This is a genomic window from uncultured Fibrobacter sp. (assembly GCF_947305105.1).
Classification (GTDB): Bacteria; Fibrobacterota; Fibrobacteria; order Fibrobacterales; family Fibrobacteraceae; genus Fibrobacter.
In genome coordinates, this window is record NZ_CAMZCS010000012.1 from 1 (window position 1) to 20,604 (window position 20,604).

Below are 20,604 nucleotides of genomic sequence, written 5' to 3' on the forward strand. Positions count from 1 at the left end.
CAATTTCGAGGCCGGTGGTGCCCGATGCTACGGAACGTACGGAGCCATCGGGGAAAGTGAGTTCGATTTGAGACATAAATAATCCTTTTTATGGGCGGTTCTCGCCCGGTTCCCCAGAAATACGACATCTGGCGGTAGGGCCAAATTTAGCTTAAGGCGAGCGTCGCGGCAACCAAGCTTGCTTGGTTTGACATGACCGAGCCGTGCTAAATGCACGCGAAGCGTGCCAAGATAGCTTTTAGACGAAAGACGAAAGAATGGTAGTGAAAAACGACTAAAAAGTGTCATTCTGAGCGAAGTCGATGAATCCAGTCCTGATAATACAAGGGGGAAAGCCTTCCCCTCGCTTCAACCGCCTTCGGCGTTTTCCGCTACCCCTTCGCCTAGGGGCCCGGGGCCCGGCCCCTAAAACCCCTCGCAAGGGAATCCTCCTGATTTACGCTGTTTTAAACGTGAAAACGATTATTTTATGAGTTTTTCCTGTTTAAAAATGTTGAATTTCTTCAAAAATCGCCGTTTCTATAATTTTGATTTATTTAGTATTGAAAATACTACAAAAAATCTTGACTTTAAAAAAAGAATTGCTTATATTTAGAGCATGGACTTTGAAAATGTGTCAAAGAGCGCCCTTGGCTTGTCGAAATCGCATACGGTATTGCTGCGCGATGTTGCCCAGCTTTCGGTGGGGTATCCGTTCCGCAACACCTGCGTTCCGGGAGAATCCGGCACGTTGGCGTGTTTTTTGCGAGATGTGGATTCGGATGGCTCGTTGAATGTGGGCTCGCTGCGGCGTGTAGAGGGCGCCAAGCACAACAGCTCGCACCTTGCGGTGGCGGGCGATATCGTGTTTAGGTCAAGGGGTGGCTCGTTTGTTTCGGCACTTGTGCCCGCCTTGGGCGAGGATTTGCTTGTGGTCGCCCCGATGATTCGCATCCGCGTGAACCGTGAAAAGGTGCTGCCCGAATATCTGGTTTGGTATATGAACGGCGCTAACGGAACCGCTTTTTTCAAGGAATTTGCCAAGGGTTCTGCCATGCCACTCATCAGCAAGACGGTTTTGGAACAGATGCCCATAAAACTGCCTAGTTTACAGGCTCAACAAAACATCGTTGAACTCGTTGAATTAGGCCGTCGTGAACATGAGATTATGGCAGAAATTGTCAAGCAAAAGAACTTAATTTTAGAAACGGAAATTTCAAAATATCTGGAGTCGCTATGAGTGAAGTAAAAAGCGAAAAAATCAAGCAAGATGCCATCAACGCTGCCGCTTGGGCTGCGTGCGATACCTTCCGCGGGGCGGTTGATCCGGCGCAGTACAAGGACTACATTCTGGTGATGCTGTTCCTGAAGTATATGTCGGATGTGTGGCGCGACCATTACGACGCTTATGGCAAACAGTACGGCGGCGACGAGGCGAGAATCCTCCGAAAGCTGGAACGCGAGCGCTTTGTGCTCCCGATGGTGGAAATCAAGAACGAGAAAGGCAAGGTCACCGACAAGTTTGTCGCGGACTATTACAGCCTTTACGAACGTCGCACGGCAGATAATATCGGCGACTTGATTAACATTGTTCTCGACAAGATTGAAACGCAGAACAGGCTCAAGCTCGAAGGTGTTTTCCGCAATATCGACTTCAATTCCGAGCCGAATCTCGGCAAGACAAAGGACCGCAATCGTCGCCTGCGCACGTTACTCGAGGATTTCGCCAAAGATGAGCTGGACATGTCGCCGAGCCGCGTTTCCGAAGACATCATCGGCAATACCTATATGTATCTGTTGGAACGTTTTGGCGCCGAGGCGGGCAAGAAGGCGGGCGAATTTTTTACGCCGTTTGTTGTTACCGAACTCGTGGCGAAACTTGCGGCCCCGAAGGATGGCGACAAGATTTGCGACCCGACGTGCGGCGCGGGCGGCTTGCTTTTGCAGGGCGCAAAGCAGGTGCCGAGCGGCAACTACGCTTTGTTTGGTCAGGAATCGAACGGCAGTACGTGGGCTCTTTGCCGTATGAACATGTTCCTGCATAGCACCGATAGCGCCCGCATTGAATGGGGCGACACGCTCAACAGTCCGATGCTTGTCGAAAAGGACAAGTTGATGAAATTCAATGTTGTGGTGGCTAATCCGCCTTTCAGCCTTGATAAATGGGGCGCAGAAAACGCCGAAAGTGACCCCTACAAGCGTTTTTTCCGTGGAGTTCCGCCCAAGAGCAAGGGCGACTGGGCCTTCATTACGCATATGGTCGAGACGAGCCTTGCGGGCGAAGGCCGTGTTGTTGTCGTGGTGCCTCACGGCGTGCTGTTCCGCGGTTCTTCCGAAGGCAAAATCCGCGAAGCGATGATTCGCGAAAACCTGCTGGATGCGGTAATCGGCCTCCCCGAAAACCTTTTCCCGACCACGAGCATTCCCGTGGCGATTCTGGTATTCGACCGCAGCCGTGAAATCGGCGGCAAGAACGCAAAGCGCAAGGACGTACTGTTCATTGACGCGAGCCGAGAATTCGTGCAGGGCAAAAAACAGAATTCACTCTCCGAAGAAAACATCTCAAAGATTGTGAATACCTACAAGAAGCGCAAGAATGTGGACAAGTACGCCCATGTCGCCTCTTTCGACGAAATTGAAGGCAACGAATTCAACCTGAACATCCCGCGCTATGTGGATACCTTCGAAGAAGAAGCTCCTATCGATGTGGATGCCGTGCAGAAGGATATCGACCGCCTCGAAAAGGAACTTGCCGAAGTCCGCAAGCAAATGGCCCAGAAACTGAAGGAGATAAAGCGGGGGTAAGGCTATTCAATGACACTGGATGAACTCAAAAAACTGATTTCTAAAGACGAGACGAAGAACGTTGAGTTGAAGAAATCTACCGGTGAACTTCGTGAAGGTATGCATACGGCATGTGCCTTCTTGAATTCCGATGGCGGAGTTCTCGTTTTCGGTGTCACACCCTCCTTGAATATTGTCGGGCAGATTGTTTCAGAATCTACCCGCCGCGATATCGCGCAGGCTTTGGCGGGGATCGAACCCGCAGTTACGCCCGTCATTGAATATGTAGATATTCCCGGCAAGCCGAACCTCCAGGTAATCGTGCTGAGGTTCAATCCGTGGGTCTATGGGCAAAAACCATACACATTCCACGGGAAGCCGTATTATAGGTTAGAAAGCGTCACCAAGGCTATGCCCAGGGACATGTTTGATGAACGGATTCGCATTAACATGCCCCACCAGTATTCGTGGGAAATGAGGACTGCCGAAGGATATAGCATAAAGGATCTTAACGCTGGCACGATTCGCGGGGTTGTGCGCCTCGGTGTCGAAGAAAAACGAATACCCGTGGGGTCGCTCAACGAGCCGATTAAAGTAATACTGAAAAAATGGAACCTGTTGGATGGCGACAATGTGAGGAACGCTGCGGTGTTTCTTTTTTCAAAAAGGTTCTCGTTTGAATATTTACTTCGGATGGCCCGCTTCCGGGGGACCGACAAGAACTACTTTATTGATAATCAACAGGCCCACGGCAACTTTTTTGATTTGTTGGATGCGGGCATGGGTTTCTTCTTTAAGCACCTGTCCCTAAGCGGTGAAATCAAGGGACTCAAGAGGGAAGAACACCTCGATGTTCCAGTGGCTGCCTTGCGCGAGGCTCTAATAAATGCCCTTTGCCATAGGGATTACGACATTCACCAGTGCTCTATCGGCATCGCCATTTACGATGACCGCATAGAAATTGAAAGCCCCGGTTTATTGCCACATGAACTGACTCCGAAAACGATCAAACGGTCGCACCAGTCGTTCCCACGAAACGAAGTTCTTGCGAACGTCTTATACCAAACTACATACTTGGAAAAATGGGGCTCGGGTATCAAGCGCATAATGGATGCTTGCAGGGCGGAAAATTCACCCCAACCCTTCTGGAGCGAGCAGACGGGGTATACGGTCGTGACCTTCCCGCTGAACAAGTTAAATGGCAAAATTGTTACCCAAAATGCACCTCAAAATGATAGTCAAAGTGATAGCCAAAATGATAGTCAAAAGCGGGCGTTCCGTATAAAAGAACTTGTTGTTCAAAGCAACAGTGTTTCTGTAAAAACCATAGCAGAAACACTGGAATTAAGCGAAATTACGGTTCGTCGCTATCTGAAGAAAATGGGCTATGTTTGGAAAGGTGCGCCTAAAAAGGGATATTGGTTTGATACCCAAAATGTATCTCAAAATGATACCCAAAGTGATAGTCAAAATGATGCCCTAAATGATACTCAAAACGAAAAGAATGTATCAAGAACCGAAAAGGTTTTGCAGGTTGTTAGCGTGAATTCTATGATATCAAAAGATGCTTTGGCGACTATGTTCGGCGTAACAAAATTGACAATCCTGCGAGACCTCCAAAAGTTAGGCTTTGTATGGGAAGGTGCATCGAAGAATGGGCACTGGGTGCGCGAGAAAGGACGTTTTGTTGACGCCAACAAGACATCGGTTAAGAAAGTTACTAACAGCACGAAAAAGAAAAAAGATACTGAAACGCTAGATTTGTTCGGAGGCGGAGATGGAGAATAGCAACAAGCACATTGAAGAATTCCTGGACTACTACCTGAACAAAGAGCAGTCTCCCGATTATGCTGTGTTGATTACAGGCTGTTGGGGCTCTGGCAAGACATATTTTATTAGGCATTTTTTAGAAAAACAGGGTGCTGTAAGAAAAAATTTTGTCAAGAAAATCAATTGGTTGACGGGCTTTAAAAAATATACGGTTGTTTATGTTAGCCTGTTTGGAGTAAAAACACGTGAAGATATCAATAAAAAAATAGAACGTATTTTTCGCCCAAAGATCAACTCAAAAAAACTTGAGTACTTGCCGGATGCAATTTCATTGGTAAGTAATTTGGCAGGGATTGCTGTAGGAACAATTGTGGCTACGACAGCGACTTTCGCTACAGGCGGTTCCGCCGCTCCTTTAGCTATTCCGACTGGTGTTGCAACGGGAAAGACTGTTGGGGATTCTTTAAAGTTCTTTTCTAGTAGGTTTTTAGAGAATATAAAGGTAAATGAAAAAGAGTATAAGCGCTTGGTCGTAGTTTTTGATGATTTAGAACGCGCGGATATGAAACCATGCGAATTGTTTGGATATTTAAATGAATATATTGAGCATTTGCATGTCCCATGCATTTTACTCGCCGACAAAGATAAGTGGGAAGAAGCTCAATCACAACCGGATGATAAGAAGACTCTGCAAAATTTATCTAGTACACAAGAAAAAGTTATTGGGAAAATTTTTCAAATACAGACTTCTGTAGAGGATGTCATTAACGCTTGGCTGTCTCCTGAATGTGGGTGCTTAGATGTAAATGACGATGTGAAGAAAATTTGGTGGGAAAATCGAGAATGTATTTATGATTTATTTGCCTGTTTTGACAATGCAAAACAAAAATATCTTGAGAAAAAAGACGATTTCTCGTTTAATGATTCTGAACAGAAAAAATTTGATCAAGAACAGATGAAGGAATATGTACAGAAAATGCCGAACCGAAATTATCGGGCATTGAGACAAACTATAAAAGACTTTAATCATCTGTGTGCCTATTTCTGTCCTCAATTAGGAGATCTCATTTTTTCAAAAAAATCAAAAGAAAGAGGCTTTGATAAATATTTTATTCGATATTTCTTTGCAATGCGCTATGGTTGCTGGCTTGGATTGTTTGATCCCAACCAAATAGAAGTATCTCGTTATTTTTTTGTCGGATTGAAATTTGGTGAAAGAGAATATCCTGCTGAAAAAAATTCGCTAACTGCATGGGATTGTTTTTCTAATGTATGTTATAAAATGGATAAGATTGAAAACTTTCCTATGCAAAAATGGCTTGTTGATTCTTTTTTTGATAGGGAGAAAATAGTTGCTGAAATAAATTCGTCAGCTTGGTTTGGCGGAAGAGATGCTTATTTAATTCGCCAATTGTATCATTGGTGGAGTTTGAGCGATAAAGAAGCTCAAGAAGCCTATGTTGCGGTAAAAAACGCACTAAAAAATGGCACTTTGAATGATTCTGCCTCATTGATGGTTGTGTTTGTTGTGCTATACACAATATCTGAAGACTATAGCTCAAATAACAAACAGTCCGTAGTGAAAGAAATGAACGAATATTTGGACAAATATTCGGAAAGTATTGAATTTGGCGAAATTCTTAGTGTTGAAGATATAAAACAAAATTACAGTCCATCAGACGATTGCATTGAAAAGTTAATAGCGTTTAGAGAAAGATTGATAAAGATTTGTAGTGAAAGAGAGAACCCCTTTCAGGAAGAAAAAGAACAATTCTATAGGAACCTGATATCTGATGATGTATATGAATTTGATTCTGCGTGTAGCATAATCCGGAATATATCGTATAAGGTCACAGAATTTCAATGGAGCATGGTTGATGCTGAAAAATTTGTTGAGGGTTTCTCAAAACTTGAGCGATATAAAAAAGGCGAAATTCTCAAAATAATGAGACATCGTTATTTTAATGTGCCTAGTGGCTATGATATGGAAAAAGAAAAAGTATTTTTAGCCAATTTGAAGGACGCTTGTTTAAATCGAATTAATCAAAAAGGCGAAATCCCTTTGCCGAGTACTTTTGCGTTAAAACAGATGGTCAAGAAAGTAGAAGAAATAGAAAATATTCAAGGCTTATTCGAAAAAGAGGAGAAGGGCTAATGATGCTGCCTAATGGATGGAAAAAAGTGAAGCTAGGAGATATTTTGACGGCTGTTGATTATGGCACGGCTGCAAAATCTGATGCTATTGGAAAATACCCTGTCCTTAGAATGGGCAATCTTGAAAATGGCTATTTGGTATGGGATGATCTTGTATATTCCTCATCAGAAGAAGAATACGCTAAATATGAACTGAAAAAGGGCGATATTCTTTTTAATAGAACTAATTCACGAGATAAAGTTGGAAAGACTTCAATTTATCGTGGTGAACGTCCTTCCATTTTTGCGGGTTATTTAATTCGTTTGAAGGTAAATAACGAATGCGATCCCTATTATGTGAATTATTGTATGAATTCAAAGAGATTCGCTGAATTCTGTAAATCAGTAAGAACAGATGCTATTGGACAGTCAAATATTAATGCCCAAGTGTTGCAAACATACGATTTTTCGTTGCCACCGGTTGAAGAACAGAAGAAGATTGCGGCGACGCTTTCGGTCTGGGACTCCGCCATCGAAAAAATGGAAAAGCTCATCGAAGCGAAGGAAAATGAGCTTAACATCGTTTTAAGACAGAACTTACTTGAAAAAGGGATTGCGTTAAAATGGAAAGAAATCCCTTTGACAGAAATATTAAAGAGTGTAACGCCACCATCTAAAATCCATCAAGATTCTTATTTGAATAGTGGTAAATATCCAATAGTTGACCAATCTAAGGATTTAATTGCAGGGTGGACAAATGATGAATCTAGCGTGCTGAAAATAAACAGACCTTTAATAATTTTTGGAGATCACACTTGTGCGTTGAAAATAATGCATATGCCGTTTGCGCAAGGTGCGGACGGAATAAAAATATTATCTGCGAAAGATGGTTATGATCCCACTTATATATATTATGCAATAAAAGCGAATCCTGTTATTCCGGAAGGGTATAAAAGACATTTCTCTGCGTTAATGCTAAAAAGCATTCTTTGTCCTAGTCTTGAAGAGCAAAAGAAACATGCAGTCTATTTTAAATCGCTTGATGAAGAAATTTCTCTTCTCAAACAGCAACTCGAAAACTACAAAAAGCAGAAACAAGGCTTGATGCAAAAACTCCTCACCGGACAATGGCGAGTGAAATAAGGAGAGGAATACTATGGCAAATGAAGATTTAATAAAAAAAATAAAAGATTATATTTCAAAATTCGACAATGAATATAATCAAATAAAAGTTTGGTTAGCTTCTATTTTAGAACCTAATAAAGAAACGATTGTTTCTTGGATGAAAAATTTTAGATCCGATTTTTTGAATCCCGAAAAAGAAATTGATGATTTGGCATTACGTTTAAATCAAATGAATGGTATTCATGATCAAATTTTAGCCATCAATGTTGAAATGGATGAGAAATGTAATTGGTCAAAAAATTATTTGAATTTGCTCTATAATACAATATCCCGATGTTCTTTATCATTTTTGATTCAATATCTTTTCGATGCAAATTTATTAAAAAATGCTTTAAATTATCCAAGGATAAAATATGATATTGTGAATAAAATTCTCCGTTTGCGTGATGAAAGTTTGGGGATTGATTTTAAGGAAAAAGAACATGCTATTAGCTATTTGGATAATTTTTCAATATTTAGATATTTGGACAAAAATTTTGTAATTGTTGGCGCAAATGGTTCTGGGAAAAGTTCATTTTCACGTAGAACAAGACAAGTTTTAGATAGTAGTGTGATAATCATATCTTCGCAAAAAGTCTTTTTATATAGGCCAATAGAAAATCTACCTTTTGGATATAAATGGCGGAACGAATTAAAAAATTATCAAGGAAGAGATAAACTACATAAGGGAGAAGATCGTGACGATCAAATTGTAAACGAACTAACTGTTGTGACAAATGCCCTTTTTGAAGAAGAAAATCAATTTGCTCATGAGTTTTATCATGGAGAATCAACGGAGCGGAAAGAATCAACTCTTGAGCGAGTCGTCGCATTATGGGGAAAAATACTGAAACATCGAAGCTTAAAAACGAAAGATGGATATATTTACGTTCTAACAAAAGATGGAACTGAATATCCATTTATGCAATTAAGCGATGGTGAAAAAGCCGTATTTTATTATATCGCTTATATTTTATCTGCAAAAGAAAACAGCTATATCATTGTTGACGAGCCGGAGAATCATTTGCACTTGGCTTTGATTGCAAAATTATGGGACGAATTAGAAAAAGCAAGACCTGATTGTCAGTTTATATATCTGACGCATAATCTTGAATTTGCCGCATCACGTAATAATGCTGAAAAAATATGGATGAAGCGATTCATCGCTCCTGACAAATGGGAAATGGAAAAATTACCAACGGATAAAAATATACCTGAAATCCTGTATATGGAACTTCTCGGTAGCCGTAAACCGATTTTGTTCTGTGAGGGGACAAAAGCAAGTTTGGATTACAAACTATATACAAGGCTATTCCCGAATTATACGGTTATCCCAGTTGATGGACATATTCAAGTGATAAGTTACACCAAGGCGTTTAATAGTTCCAACGATGTACATCATAATAATGCGATTGGAATAATTGATGGTGATTTTCATAAAGATGAGCAAAAAGAAGCGTGGAAAGAAGATAAAATATATTGCTTGGATGTACAAGAGGTAGAGAATATTTTGTGCGATGAGGATTTGTTGACCGCTGCTGTGGATTTTTTCCATGCAGATGAAGATGCTGTAGCTAAAATAAAAGAACGGTTCTTTATAAATCTAGAGCAGGAAATAGATAATCAATGTGTTGAATTTGCTGAGCAGTCAATAAATAATCAGTTTAAAGAAAATATGTTGAAAAGGAACAAATGTATAGACGAATTAAAGTCCTCTTTAAGGAATCTAAGTGAGCGATTAGATAGAAAAATTGATATCCTTTTTACTGAGCAACAAAAACGTTTGCAAAATATTCTTGTTAAAAAAGACTATGAAGAAGGCGTTAGACGATATAACAATAAGAAGTTAATATCTATTGTTTCCTTATTTATTGAAAAAGAATACACTAAGCGCATATTCAAGTTGTTGGATACTAATACTGATGTTTTAAACATCCTTAGGGATAAGTATTTTGCTGATATTCCGCAGACTCTCTAGAATTTAGTGAAAGGAAATCGTTTATGCAACAACAGCCTGATTATAGAGAGATTCCGACTTCGCAGATTCCGGCGATGCGGTTGTTGGCGAATCTCGGGTTCAAGCCGCTTACGCCCGAAGAGGTGATGCTGGAGCGCAAGGGTAAACTTGCCAATGTGTTGCTCGAAGATATTCTGCTCTCGCAGTTGCGCAAGTTGAATTCGTTTACGCACAAGGGAGTCCGTCGCGACTTTAGCGAAGAGAATTTGCGTAACGCCATCCTGAAGCTCAAGAACATGCAGTACGATGGCTTGGTGCGTACGAATGCAAAGATATATGACCTGTTAACGCTCCCGCAATCCGAAGAAGAATCTGTCGAGGGCGACAAGCGCAGTTACGACATTCGCTATATCGACTGGCAGGAACCGGCGAACAATGTGTTCCATATGGTTGCCGAATTCGATGTGGAGTGTTCGAAATCCAATGCCCGTGTTATCCCTGATATCGTGCTTTTTGTGAACGGAATCCCGTTTGCTGTCATCGAGAACAAGTCGCCCGAAGAAGGAATCAAGCAGGGCATTTCCCAGATGATTCGCAACCAGGGCGATGAATATATTCCGGGGTTGTTTGTTTTTTGCCAAACACTTTTGTCGGTGAGCATGAACGCTGCGACTTATTCCACCGTGGGGACTCCCGAAAAGTTCTGGAACCTTTGGCATGAACTTGAAATCAAGGATAAGGAAATCGAAGCTGCGATTAACAAAAAGGTCTCTGCTGAAGATGAAGATAGGATTTTCTCGGTGCCGAAACTGGCGCCATTCCGCAAGAATAATCCGCAGACAAAGCGCGTGGTGACGGAACAGGACAGGTTGATTTATTGCCTGTGCAAGCCGGAACGCTTGCTCGAAATCGCCTATCGCTTTACCCTGTTCGATGAGGGGATAAAGAAGATTGCCCGCTACCAACAGTTCTTTGTGGTCCATTCGGCGTTAAAACGTATTCGGAATATTGATAACGAAAATAAGCGCAAGGGCGGTCTGGTGTGGCATACGCAGGGGTCGGGCAAGTCACTTTCGATGGTGATGCTTGCTCGCGGAATCGTGCTGGATTCGACATATGATCCCGATTGTAATATCAAGAATCCGCGAGTTGTACTAGTTACCGACCGCAAGGAATTGGATTCGCAAATATGCGACACCTTCAAAAATTGTGGTGCGGAGGTCATCAAGGCTACATCGGGTGAGAATTTGCTCAACCTTATGGCGTCGGACAATTCTGCCGTGATAACGACCGTTATCAACAAGTTTGACAAGGCGCTGAACAAACGCCAATATGTTGAAAAATCAAATAACATCTTTTTGCTAGTGGACGAAGCGCACCGTACGCAATACAAGAGCTTGCATGCGCGTATGAAGCAGATGCTCCCGAATGCCTGCTATATCGGCTTTACGGGCACGCCGCTGATGAAGAAGGAAAAGAACAGTTTCGGCAAGTTCGGCGGGATGCTCAAGCCGAGTTACACTATCCAGCAGGCGAACGAAGATGGCGCCGTGGTGCCTTTGCTTTACGAGGGTCGCCACGCAGAACTCAAGCAAGACAAGGCTGCAATAGACCTTTGGTTTGACCGTTTTACAGCGGGGCTGAATGAGAAGCAGAAGGCCGACCTTAAGAAGAAATATGCACGGGCCGAGATGCTGAACAAGGCAGAACGCGTCGTGTATATGCGTGCGTTTGATATCAGCGAGCATTTCCGTACAAACTGGCAGGGGACTCCGTTCAAGGCACAACTTGTCGCACCGAGCAAGGAAACGGCTATTCTGTACCATGAATTCTTGGATGAAATTGGTTTCGTGAGTTCTGAAGTTGTCATTTCGGGCCCCGATGAGCGCGAAGGCTATTCGGAAGTGGGCGAAGAACCGACTAGCCGAGTGACGAAATTCTGGACAAAGATGATGGATCGCTATGGCGACGAGGATTCGTATAATAAGTCGATTATTGATGGTTTCAAGGGCCCAGGTAAGCCGGAAATCCTGATTGTCTGTGACAAGTTGCTGACGGGTTTTGATGCCGAACGCAACACCGTTCTGTACCTTTGCCGCACGCTCAAGGAACATACGCTTTTGCAGGCGATTGCCCGCGTGAACCGCTTGTTCGAGGAAAACGGCAAAAAGAAGGATTTCGGCTATATCGTAGACTACGCCAACGTGCGCGACAACCTGGATACGGCCCTTGTGATGTACAAGGCGCTGGAAGGCTTTGACCCAGAAGATTTGGAAGGCTTGCTGACCGATGTGTCGGAACAAGTGGACAAGTTGCCGCAACTGCGTTCTAATCTGTGGGATGTTTTCAAGGGAGTCAAGAACAAGGCCGACCCCGAACAGATGGAGCGCCACCTGGCCGATGAAAAACGCCGTAACGATTTCTACAAGGCGCTGCGTGATTTTGGAAAGTGCCTAAGTATCGCAATGTCATCGCAGAAGTTCCTAGAAAAGACCCCAGCCGAAGATATGACGCGGCTCCGCAGGGAATTCAAGATGTTCTCGGATATGCGCGTGTCTGTAAAGCACCGCTATGCCGACGATGTGGATTACAGTGAGTATGAGCCGAAAATCAAGAAGTTGCTCGATACGCACATCCAGTCGGATAACGTGGTGCAAACTGTGGCTCCCGTGGATATTTTGAGTAAAGGATTCAGCTCTGTTCACGATAAGGTTGCCGGTTACGATACCCGCAGCAAGGCTTCCAGTGCCGATGCCATTGCCCATGCACTTAAGAAGACTATTACCGAGAAAATGGAAGAAGATCCCGCTTTTTACACTAAGTTCTCGAAGATGATTCAAGATGTCATCGATAGTTTCCAGACGGGAAAGATGTCGGAAGATGAGTATTTCTCTAAGGTGAAAGGATTGGAGGAAAATTTCAAAAGCAAGAAACGCGAAGACGTTCCGGCAGAAATCAGTGAAAACGAAGATGCTGCCGCATATTATGGCGTCGCGTTGACAGCATTCTTGTATGGAAAAAAGTGCGAAGCGTCAAAAGCCAAACAACTTGCTGTTGAAACAGCCTTATTTGTTGTTGAATCATTGAAAAAACATCACAAGGTGCAATTCTGGAACGATCAGGACGCACAAAACAGGGTGCGAGACGATTTGGATACATTGTTATTCGATAATATTTGTGTCCGGGAGCGCTTTGGCTGGTCGAATGCGGACATTGATTCTCTAGAAGAGAAAATTATGAATGTGGCAAGGCGGCGTTCGCATGAATGAGTTGGGCGTTGTTAAATATGGAGACCGAGAGATTGCGTACGCGGTTGAATTCTGCCGCCGCAAGACTCTGGAAATCTCTGTAATGCCGGATAGTGCTGTGCAGATACGGGCTCCGCAGGGGGCGAAGCTCGAAGCAATCGCGCAGAAGGTGCAGAAAAAGGCTCCGTGGATTGTTGAAAAGCAGGACTGGTTTGCGAAATTTCCTAAAGCGCCTCCTCCAAGGCAATATCTTGGAGGCGAGACGCACTTGTATTTGGGACGCCGTTATCGATTAAAAATCGAAAAAGGTAAAGAACGCTTGGTGAAAATCGATGGCGGGTTCATTAGGGTTGTTTCTGCGGATGTTCGCCCCGCAATCGTGAAGAAAATTCTTGACGAATGGTTGCGTGAACGTGCCAAGGTGCAGTTCGAGAATGTTTTTTTGGCTTGTATGGCTCGTTTTTCGCATTCTTCTACGTCTCCTCGCCTGCAAATCCGCGACATGAAAACCCGCTGGGGTTCGCTCTCTAAAGGCGGTATATTGACCTTAAATACAAAGCTGATTGCCGCTCCGAAGGAATGTATCGAGTATGTTGTGGTGCATGAATTGTGTCACCTGAAATACCCGAACCACGATAAAAAGTTCTATCGTCTGCTGGAAACCCGTATGCCCGACTGGGAAAAACGGAAACAGAAGCTGGAAAACTTGCAGGGGTAAAAAGATGACTCCACTTGAAATTCTGAAAACAGTCTTTGGCTACAGTTCCTTTCGCCCGATGCAAGAAGATATAATAGCGAATGTTCTCGAACATTGCGATTCACTTGTATTAATGCCGACTGGCGGAGGAAAATCCCTTTGCTATCAGATTCCCGCTTTGATTCTTGAAGGGACAACGGTGGTTGTATCTCCGCTTATTTCTTTGATGAAAGACCAGGTGGATGCCTTAAATGCTAGCGGCATTGCCGCAGCTGCTCTCAATAGCAACAACAACGAAGAAGAGAATTTCAAAATCCGGACGCAAGCAAAATCAGGGCGGCTAAAGATTCTGTATATTTCACCAGAACGCCTGCAAAGAGAAATTCCTTGGATGCGGCAAAATTTACACGTTCCCTTGTTTGCGATTGATGAGGCGCATTGTATCTCTCAATGGGGACATGATTTCCGTCCGGAATACACCCAGCTCGGAAATTTACACGATGATTTTCCGCAAGCATGTATAATGGCGTTGACGGCCACGGCAGACAAACTGACTAAAGAAGACATTGTCAAACAATTACGCTTAAATTCATATAAAGTTTTTATCAGCTCGTTTGATAGGCCGAACTTGAGTTTAGATGTACGCCGTGGATATACGGGTAAAGAGAAAACGAAGGCAATTCTTTCCATTATCAAAAGGCATGCGAATGAATCGGGCATTATTTATTGCCTTTCCAGAAAGAATACGGAAAAAGTTGCTGAAATTTTGTGTGATGCAGGTGTTGCTGCGAGAGCGTATCATGCAGGAATGTCGTCAGAAGAACGAAATGTTGTACAAGAAGATTTTATAAATGACAAGATTGATGTGGTTTGCGCGACCATCGCGTTTGGCATGGGAATAGATAAAAGCAACGTCCGTTTTGTAATACATTACAATCTGCCTAAAAGTATTGAAAGTTTTTATCAGGAAATTGGCCGCGCAGGGCGAGACGGTTTGCCTTCAGAAACGGTTCTGTTTTATAGTTATCAAGATATCGTGACGCTTCGTGGGTTCGTAAATGAAAGCGGACAAAAGGAAATCAACTCCGAAAAACTTGACAGAATGCAGGAATATGCGGAATCGTTGATTTGCCGTCGCCGAATTTTACTGAATTACTTCGGTGAAAGTGATAGCGAAAACTGTGGAAATTGCGATGTCTGCAAAAATCCGCCACGCCGCTTTGACGGGACCATCTTGGTGCAGAAGGCTCTTTCTGCCATAAAGCGTACGAACGAGCAAATCGGTTTCTCGATGACGGCGCAAATTCTCAAAGGCTTCAATGATGAAGAAATTGTGCAGAATGGATATGATAAAATAAAGACGTTCGGTGCGGGAGCCGATGTCACCTTGAAAGATTGGCATGATTATCTATTGCAAATGTTGCATTTGGGATTTGTCGAAATTGCCTACAATGAATCCAATCATTTAAAAATCACCGGTAGCGGTAAAGAAGTCCTTTCGGGAAAGAAAATCGCTGAGTTGGCTGTTCCTGATAGGACGGAACCGGAAAAAGATCGGAAACGAAAAAAGAAGGAATTCGTTCATTCGGATTTTGACGAAAGTGTTGCCGCTGATGACGGCTTATTTGAAGCATTACGAAAGTTGCGCAGAGAAATTGCCGATGAGAACAACTGGCCTGCTTATGTTGTACTTTCGGACAAAACTTTAAAAGAGCTGTCTAGCACGCCTCCGCTGTCCATCGAAGACTTGTATGGCGTATTCGGTTTTGGAGAAAAGAAAATTGAAAAATTCGGTCAACGATTTGTTGACGCGATTACGGATTTTCTTGGCAACTCCGGGCGTTCGTTGCAAATATCGCACGATACTATTCAGCAGGATAACGGCATGTCCCATATGGAATTTCAGAAGCGGCTGTATGCCAAAGCATATGAGCCTTGGAGCGAAGAAGATGACTTAAAACTGGAACAGCTGTACAATCAAGGATTGACAACAAGTGAGCTTTCTAAAAAAATGGGACGTGGAAATGGAGCGATTCGTTCCCGGCTAAGAAAATTGGGAATTGTAGATTAGCGAATTCCCTTGACGCAGCCAACCTATTTGTATATATTGTAGCTGATATTCGATAATCCCCGTGACAGTCGACATAGACCTTCGGGTCCGTACGTGCATTCGCGGCTTTTCAAGAGCCAACAGGATTGCAAGATCATCCCATTCCGCGCAAGGCGTGGAAAATCTCAATACATAACAAATAAGCAAGGGCATGTTGTGCGCTGTTTTTCAGCATAATTGCAACAGCCTGTCAAAATGCCGCCCAATAGCGACGTTCAACTAAAATTTATAAGGAGATATCATGTTCGATGAAATTTTTGGAAAATTCAACGGAGGCCCGAATCGCGGTGCTAACAACGCCATCGGGGATTTTGCCAAGGTGCTAGAAGAAAAAGATGCTGAAATCAAGCGGCTTAAGGAACTGATTCTGCGTTGCCCAAAATGCGGTGCGAAACTACGTTACCCGAGAGGTTAAAAGGAGGTGAAAATGAAGAAACAAGAAATCATCGTTTCAAATCCGTTGGCCGCTTCCAAAATAGCGAATAAAATCGTGGTCATTCGCGATGTTCAGGTTTTGCTTGACCGTGATTTGGCGGAAATATATGGTGTAGAAATAAAGGCGCTGAATCAGGCTGTGAAGAGAAATCCCGAACGTTTCCCAGATCAGTTTATGTTTCAATTGTCGTCGGATGAATATCAGAATGTAAAGAAATCTTTATGGTCACAACTTGTGACCATAGAAAATGTCGGGGACCAACGTGGACGACATACCAAATACCTCCCTTATGCTTTTACCGAGCAGGGCGTTGCGATGCTTTCGGCGGTTCTTCGTAGCGAAAGGGCTATTAAGGTCAGCATCGAGATCATGAACGCGTTTGTTCAGATGCGCCATTATCTGCGTCACAATATGGGTCTTGTCGGGCGTTTAAATGCTTTTGAATCCAAGGTTGATACAAAACTTGTTGAACATGATCAGAAATTCAAGAAGATTGACGAGAATTTTTCTAAAATATTCAATGAATTGGATTCTAATCCTAAAAAGGCAAAGGAGGGGGTGTTCTTCAAAGGGCAAATCTTTGATGCCTATGCATTCTTCCAAGACATCATCAAGACGGCGAAAAAAGAAATCATTCTTATAGACGGTTATGTGGATTTGTCTTTTTTTCCCGCCATTTTGACAAACTTGACCTAATTCGCAGCAACCAACCTTACTTGATTTGAAAGACACCATTGCAAAAACAATTGAGAGATTTCATATATTTAAAGTATGTTGAATCATAAGAAAATTCTTTGCAGCCTCACGTTACTGCTCTCGACATTCCTTGTCGCAAGCGTCCTGCTCTCTTGCGATAGTAAGCAAGCGAATAAACCGATGAATTTTTCGCATCAAATTTATGGTTTTGTCCGTGACACGAGCGCTTACGCAATGATTGTCGATACAACCGTGCACGACAGCGCGTTCCGCGAAGAAACTGTTCCTGTAGTGCGCGGGGGCTTTGCGGAATATTTTGCAAGTTGGCACCAAGAGAAGTCTCGTGAAACTAAAATTTTCTATGCCTATTCTGATTCTATAAGCCCATTTGTAAAGGGCCATTCCCAAAAGCCGACTTTTATAGATTTGGTCGCTTTGGCCTATGCCAAACATTATGATATGGAAATCAGTCCTGATGATATCTGGCTTTTGATTCTGGATGGATTTCGTTTGCATGTGAAGAGTAATAGCGATGCTTTGAAAGACCGGTTTGTTGGGCCTGATGTTGATACGCATATTAAAGTTCAGGCGGATTGGCTGACACAGGAATCTACGCACGAAGAATGGTTTGGTGTCATTTCTGATTTTTTCGACAAGCTTCAAGAAAAATTACCTGCAGAAACGGGCGCTCCGTTGCGGACGAAATTTTCGACTACAAGTCCTGTCGATTATAATATTTCCCGTTCCATGGTTATGGCGATAGCGTCTGAATATTATACGTATTCTTCCTATACTTTATGCGGGATTCCGAAAATAAAGATAAATGGCACTAAAGAGGACTGGAGCTTGTTGAGGGATTCCTTTAACAAGCTTGCAACTCGCCTTGATATGGAATGGTGGTCACAACAATTAAACCCCATTCTTGATGAATTTGTCAAAGTTTTTGACGGACAAAGTTCTATCGCTTTTTGGAAAGGCATCTATAAACTATATGATCCTGAAGGCTGTGGAAATCCCGAGTTCAATGGATGGTTTTCCAAGTTCTATCCGTACTTGATGGGATTTTCTGATAAAATGGAATTTAAAAAACGTACGGATTGGGAGAGTGATGTTGATTTCGAAGAATTGCCAAATGTTGTTACTTCTGTTGATGTTGAATGGAAATATCTAGGCCAGGATATCCCATTGAAACTTTATACGGGATTTATCGGAATTCAGGTGGATACGGCTTCGAAAATGCTGAAGGCTGCGAGGGGATACGCATTGCGTTCGCAGTGTGGCTGGTGCGATATAAAGAATGTTGCGGATACATTGACATACATCCCCGGAAAACCGCATCGTTTGCTAGAGATGTTGGCCATTTCGGATTCAATGAATATCTATGACAAGAACGGTTTGGCGTTTGCGACACATGATCCCAATGAAATTGAAAAATTTATAAAGTCATCAAACTACGATGAAGAATATATGGATCACTCTTGGTCTGATTTTGATAAAAGATATAAATCGCTTTTGTCAGTCAATTTGTTTAAAGATGGGAAGTTGTTGGACCACTTGCAGTACTTCGTTTTTCCTGAAATGAATGCCGGTGGAATTCTTACCCTTCAGGGGGTGGCTGTAATAAAAAACAAAAAGCGTATTGAATCGTTCTTTAAAGAACGAAATGTCGCTATTGATGGCGAGGTCAAGGAATTTGAAAATGAAAAATCCCTCCCGAAATTGGATATTGAAATTCTTGTGGATACGGTTGTCCTTAAAGAAGGAACAACTCTTAGGATTGGTCTAGAAATGAGTGAATTTAAAACTGGGATAATCCGAGCCTTGAATAATTCCATGGGTTGGCGACTCAAGAGATTGTTGTATCGCTATTATAAAGATGATTTTAATTTATCCGCAGATGCAGGGATGGGCTATAAAGAAAAAGGGCGTGTGGATGATTATGTTGCTTTGTCTTTGACGCCTGATTCCAATAGAAATTTTAAAATGGAATTGAGGGATGTGCTACATTACGGTTATATGCCTCCGAAAGTTCATACGGATGTCGGCAATGACGAAATTGCTCAAGGAATTGTAGATTTCATCAAGATACATCTTACTTTTACAAGAGATTACCACATGGTCTGCAAACAGAATGGGCTGGAAGCCAAAGATTCAGTCGATATTGTCGGAACGCCGTCTGCAGAGAAAAAACTTTGCAGCGAGATTAAATTCTCTAAAGATCTTGCGACCGGCGGTGTTGTTCGCTATGAATGCATAGAACACAATAAAAAAGTGGGGGCTAGTGAAAGCGTTGCTCCTACCTATATCAATGAGTATTTTAACAAGCGTCATGACGTATATGATGATCGGTATAATCTCCCGATATCGCAAGTCGTAAAACTCAAAATTCCGCCGTGCTTTGTAGAAGAGAAGTAAAGTTGAAGAGTTCCGCCTATTTATTATATTTAGAAATATGAAAACCTTGAAGATTTCCCTTGCCTTTCTGTTCGCCGCGTTCCTCGTCGCATGCTCCACGCCGACGGTTTCAGACGACGAATCTGATGAAGTTGAGCTGACATCGTCAAGCAAGTCATCTTCGTCAAGCAAGTCGTCTTCATCTAGCAAGAAAGAAAAATCATCTTCGTCAAAAAAAGAAGCGTCATCGTCCAGCAGCAAAAAAGTTTCTTCAAGCAGCGAACAAATAGAAACTTCGTCCAGCATTGCATTGAAATCAATTTACGAGGCAGTGGAAGAATCTGGTTTGTACACGACCAAAGATTCCGTTGCCGCTTACCTCTGCAAGTTCGATAAGTTGCCGGGCAACTATGTTGGTAAAAACGAAGGCAAGTCCTTGTACGAATCTAAAACAGGGAAAACTTTCGAGAAATGGAATTTTAATCCGTGGACAACAATCGGTGTGATGATCGGCGGCGATGTTTTTGAAAATCGCGAAGGCCTGTTGCCGAACGGAAGTTACCACGAAGCGGACGTAGAATATTTTGATTCGAGCCGAGGAAATAAACGACTTGTTTATGCTTCGGGTTGCGTTATCTATTTTACGAGCGATCATTACAAGTCATTTAAAGAATTTGAAATGCCTTGACGCAAACTGCTTATTTGTATATATTATAGCCGATATTCGATAATCCTCGTGACAGTCGACATAGACCTTCGGGTCCGTACGTGCATTCGCGGCGGGGCCCATCAACCTTCTTGATGGTTCTGTTGGATAGCTGGTAGGAACACGACCTACTCGAGTTCACTCGAAAGAGTGGCAAGTAACGCCGGGGAAAGCCCCCGCCAACAGGATTGCAAGATCATCCCATTCCGCGCAAGGCGTGGAAAATCTCAATACATAACAAATAAGCAAGGGCATGTTGTGCGCTGTTTTTCAGCATAATTGCAACAGCCTGTCAAAATGCCGCCCAATAGCGACGTTCAACTAAAATTTATAAGGAGTAATCATGTTCGATGAAATTTTCGGAAAATTCAACGGAGGCCCGAATCGCAGTGCTAACAATGCAATCGGGGATTTTGCCAAGGTACTAGAAGAAAAAGATGCCGAAATCAAACGGCTTAAGGAACTGATTCTGCGTTGCCCTAAATGCGGCGCTAAACTACGCTATCCGAGAGGATGAAAGGGGTGCCGAT

Annotated in this window: 14 protein-coding genes; all 14 read left to right on the plus strand. The window is 42.9% G+C overall.

Annotated elements, in window-relative coordinates:
* Positions 1-598 precede the first annotated feature (598 nt).
* The 14 genes from Q0Y46_RS07350 to Q0Y46_RS07415 all read left to right on the plus strand — a co-directional run bounded on the left by Q0Y46_RS07350 (position 599) and on the right by Q0Y46_RS07415 (position 20,591).
* The gene (locus Q0Y46_RS07350) at positions 599-1,219 is read left to right on the plus strand and encodes a restriction endonuclease subunit S (RefSeq protein ID WP_297946226.1); all 621 of its coding nucleotides are present in this window, start codon (positions 599-601) and stop codon (positions 1,217-1,219) included.
* A complete protein-coding gene (locus Q0Y46_RS07355; RefSeq protein ID WP_297946229.1) occupies positions 1,216-2,784 on the plus strand; it encodes a type I restriction-modification system subunit M in 1,569 nt (522 codons plus the stop codon). The genes Q0Y46_RS07350 and Q0Y46_RS07355 overlap by 4 nt, the downstream gene beginning before the upstream one ends.
* 9 nt (positions 2,785-2,793) lie before the next feature.
* On the plus strand, positions 2,794-4,551 hold the full coding sequence (locus Q0Y46_RS07360) for an ATP-binding protein (protein ID WP_297946233.1): 1,758 nt from the start codon (positions 2,794-2,796) through the stop codon (positions 4,549-4,551).
* Complete coding sequence (locus Q0Y46_RS07365) at positions 4,541-6,688, plus strand: P-loop NTPase fold protein (protein WP_297946236.1); 2,148 nt, start codon at positions 4,541-4,543, stop codon at positions 6,686-6,688. The genes Q0Y46_RS07360 and Q0Y46_RS07365 overlap by 11 nt, the downstream gene beginning before the upstream one ends.
* Complete coding sequence (locus tag Q0Y46_RS07370) at positions 6,688-7,809, plus strand: restriction endonuclease subunit S (RefSeq protein ID WP_297946239.1); 1,122 nt, start codon at positions 6,688-6,690, stop codon at positions 7,807-7,809. The genes Q0Y46_RS07365 and Q0Y46_RS07370 overlap by 1 nt, the downstream gene beginning before the upstream one ends.
* Positions 7,810-7,822: 13 nt before the next feature.
* On the plus strand, positions 7,823-9,808 hold the full coding sequence (locus Q0Y46_RS07375) for an AAA family ATPase (protein ID WP_297946242.1): 1,986 nt from the start codon (positions 7,823-7,825) through the stop codon (positions 9,806-9,808).
* Between the two features lie 23 nt (positions 9,809-9,831).
* Positions 9,832-13,056: an HsdR family type I site-specific deoxyribonuclease gene (locus Q0Y46_RS07380; RefSeq protein ID WP_297946245.1), complete on the plus strand. Its 3,225-nt coding sequence runs from the start codon at positions 9,832-9,834 to the stop codon at positions 13,054-13,056.
* A complete protein-coding gene (locus Q0Y46_RS07385; RefSeq protein WP_297946248.1) occupies positions 13,049-13,753 on the plus strand; it encodes a SprT family zinc-dependent metalloprotease in 705 nt (234 codons plus the stop codon). Before Q0Y46_RS07380 ends, Q0Y46_RS07385 begins: the two co-directional genes overlap by 8 nt.
* A 4-nt stretch (positions 13,754-13,757) precedes the next feature.
* Positions 13,758-15,803, plus strand: a complete 2,046-nt coding sequence (gene recQ / locus Q0Y46_RS07390; protein ID WP_297946250.1) for a DNA helicase RecQ — start codon at positions 13,758-13,760, stop codon at positions 15,801-15,803.
* Positions 15,804-16,083: 280 nt separating this feature from the next.
* Positions 16,084-16,257 carry a hypothetical protein gene (locus Q0Y46_RS07395; RefSeq protein WP_158213015.1) on the plus strand — a complete coding sequence of 58 codons (174 nt, stop codon included), beginning with the start codon at positions 16,084-16,086 and terminating at the stop codon, positions 16,255-16,257.
* A gap of 12 nt (positions 16,258-16,269) precedes the next feature.
* Entirely contained in the window at positions 16,270-16,974 is a 705-nt protein-coding gene (locus tag Q0Y46_RS07400) for an ORF6N domain-containing protein (protein ID WP_295682765.1), read from the plus strand.
* Between the two features lie 75 nt (positions 16,975-17,049).
* The gene (locus tag Q0Y46_RS07405) at positions 17,050-19,389 is read left to right on the plus strand and encodes a DUF4419 domain-containing protein (RefSeq protein ID WP_297946255.1); all 2,340 of its coding nucleotides are present in this window, start codon (positions 17,050-17,052) and stop codon (positions 19,387-19,389) included.
* A 37-nt stretch (positions 19,390-19,426) separates the two neighbouring features.
* Positions 19,427-20,056 carry a ribonuclease domain-containing protein gene (locus Q0Y46_RS07410; RefSeq protein WP_297946258.1) on the plus strand — a complete coding sequence of 210 codons (630 nt, stop codon included), beginning with the start codon at positions 19,427-19,429 and terminating at the stop codon, positions 20,054-20,056.
* A 361-nt stretch (positions 20,057-20,417) separates the two neighbouring features.
* Positions 20,418-20,591, plus strand: coding sequence for a hypothetical protein (locus Q0Y46_RS07415; protein WP_173382104.1), 174 nt, complete (start codon positions 20,418-20,420; stop codon positions 20,589-20,591).
* The last annotated feature ends 13 nt before the right edge of the window (positions 20,592-20,604 follow it).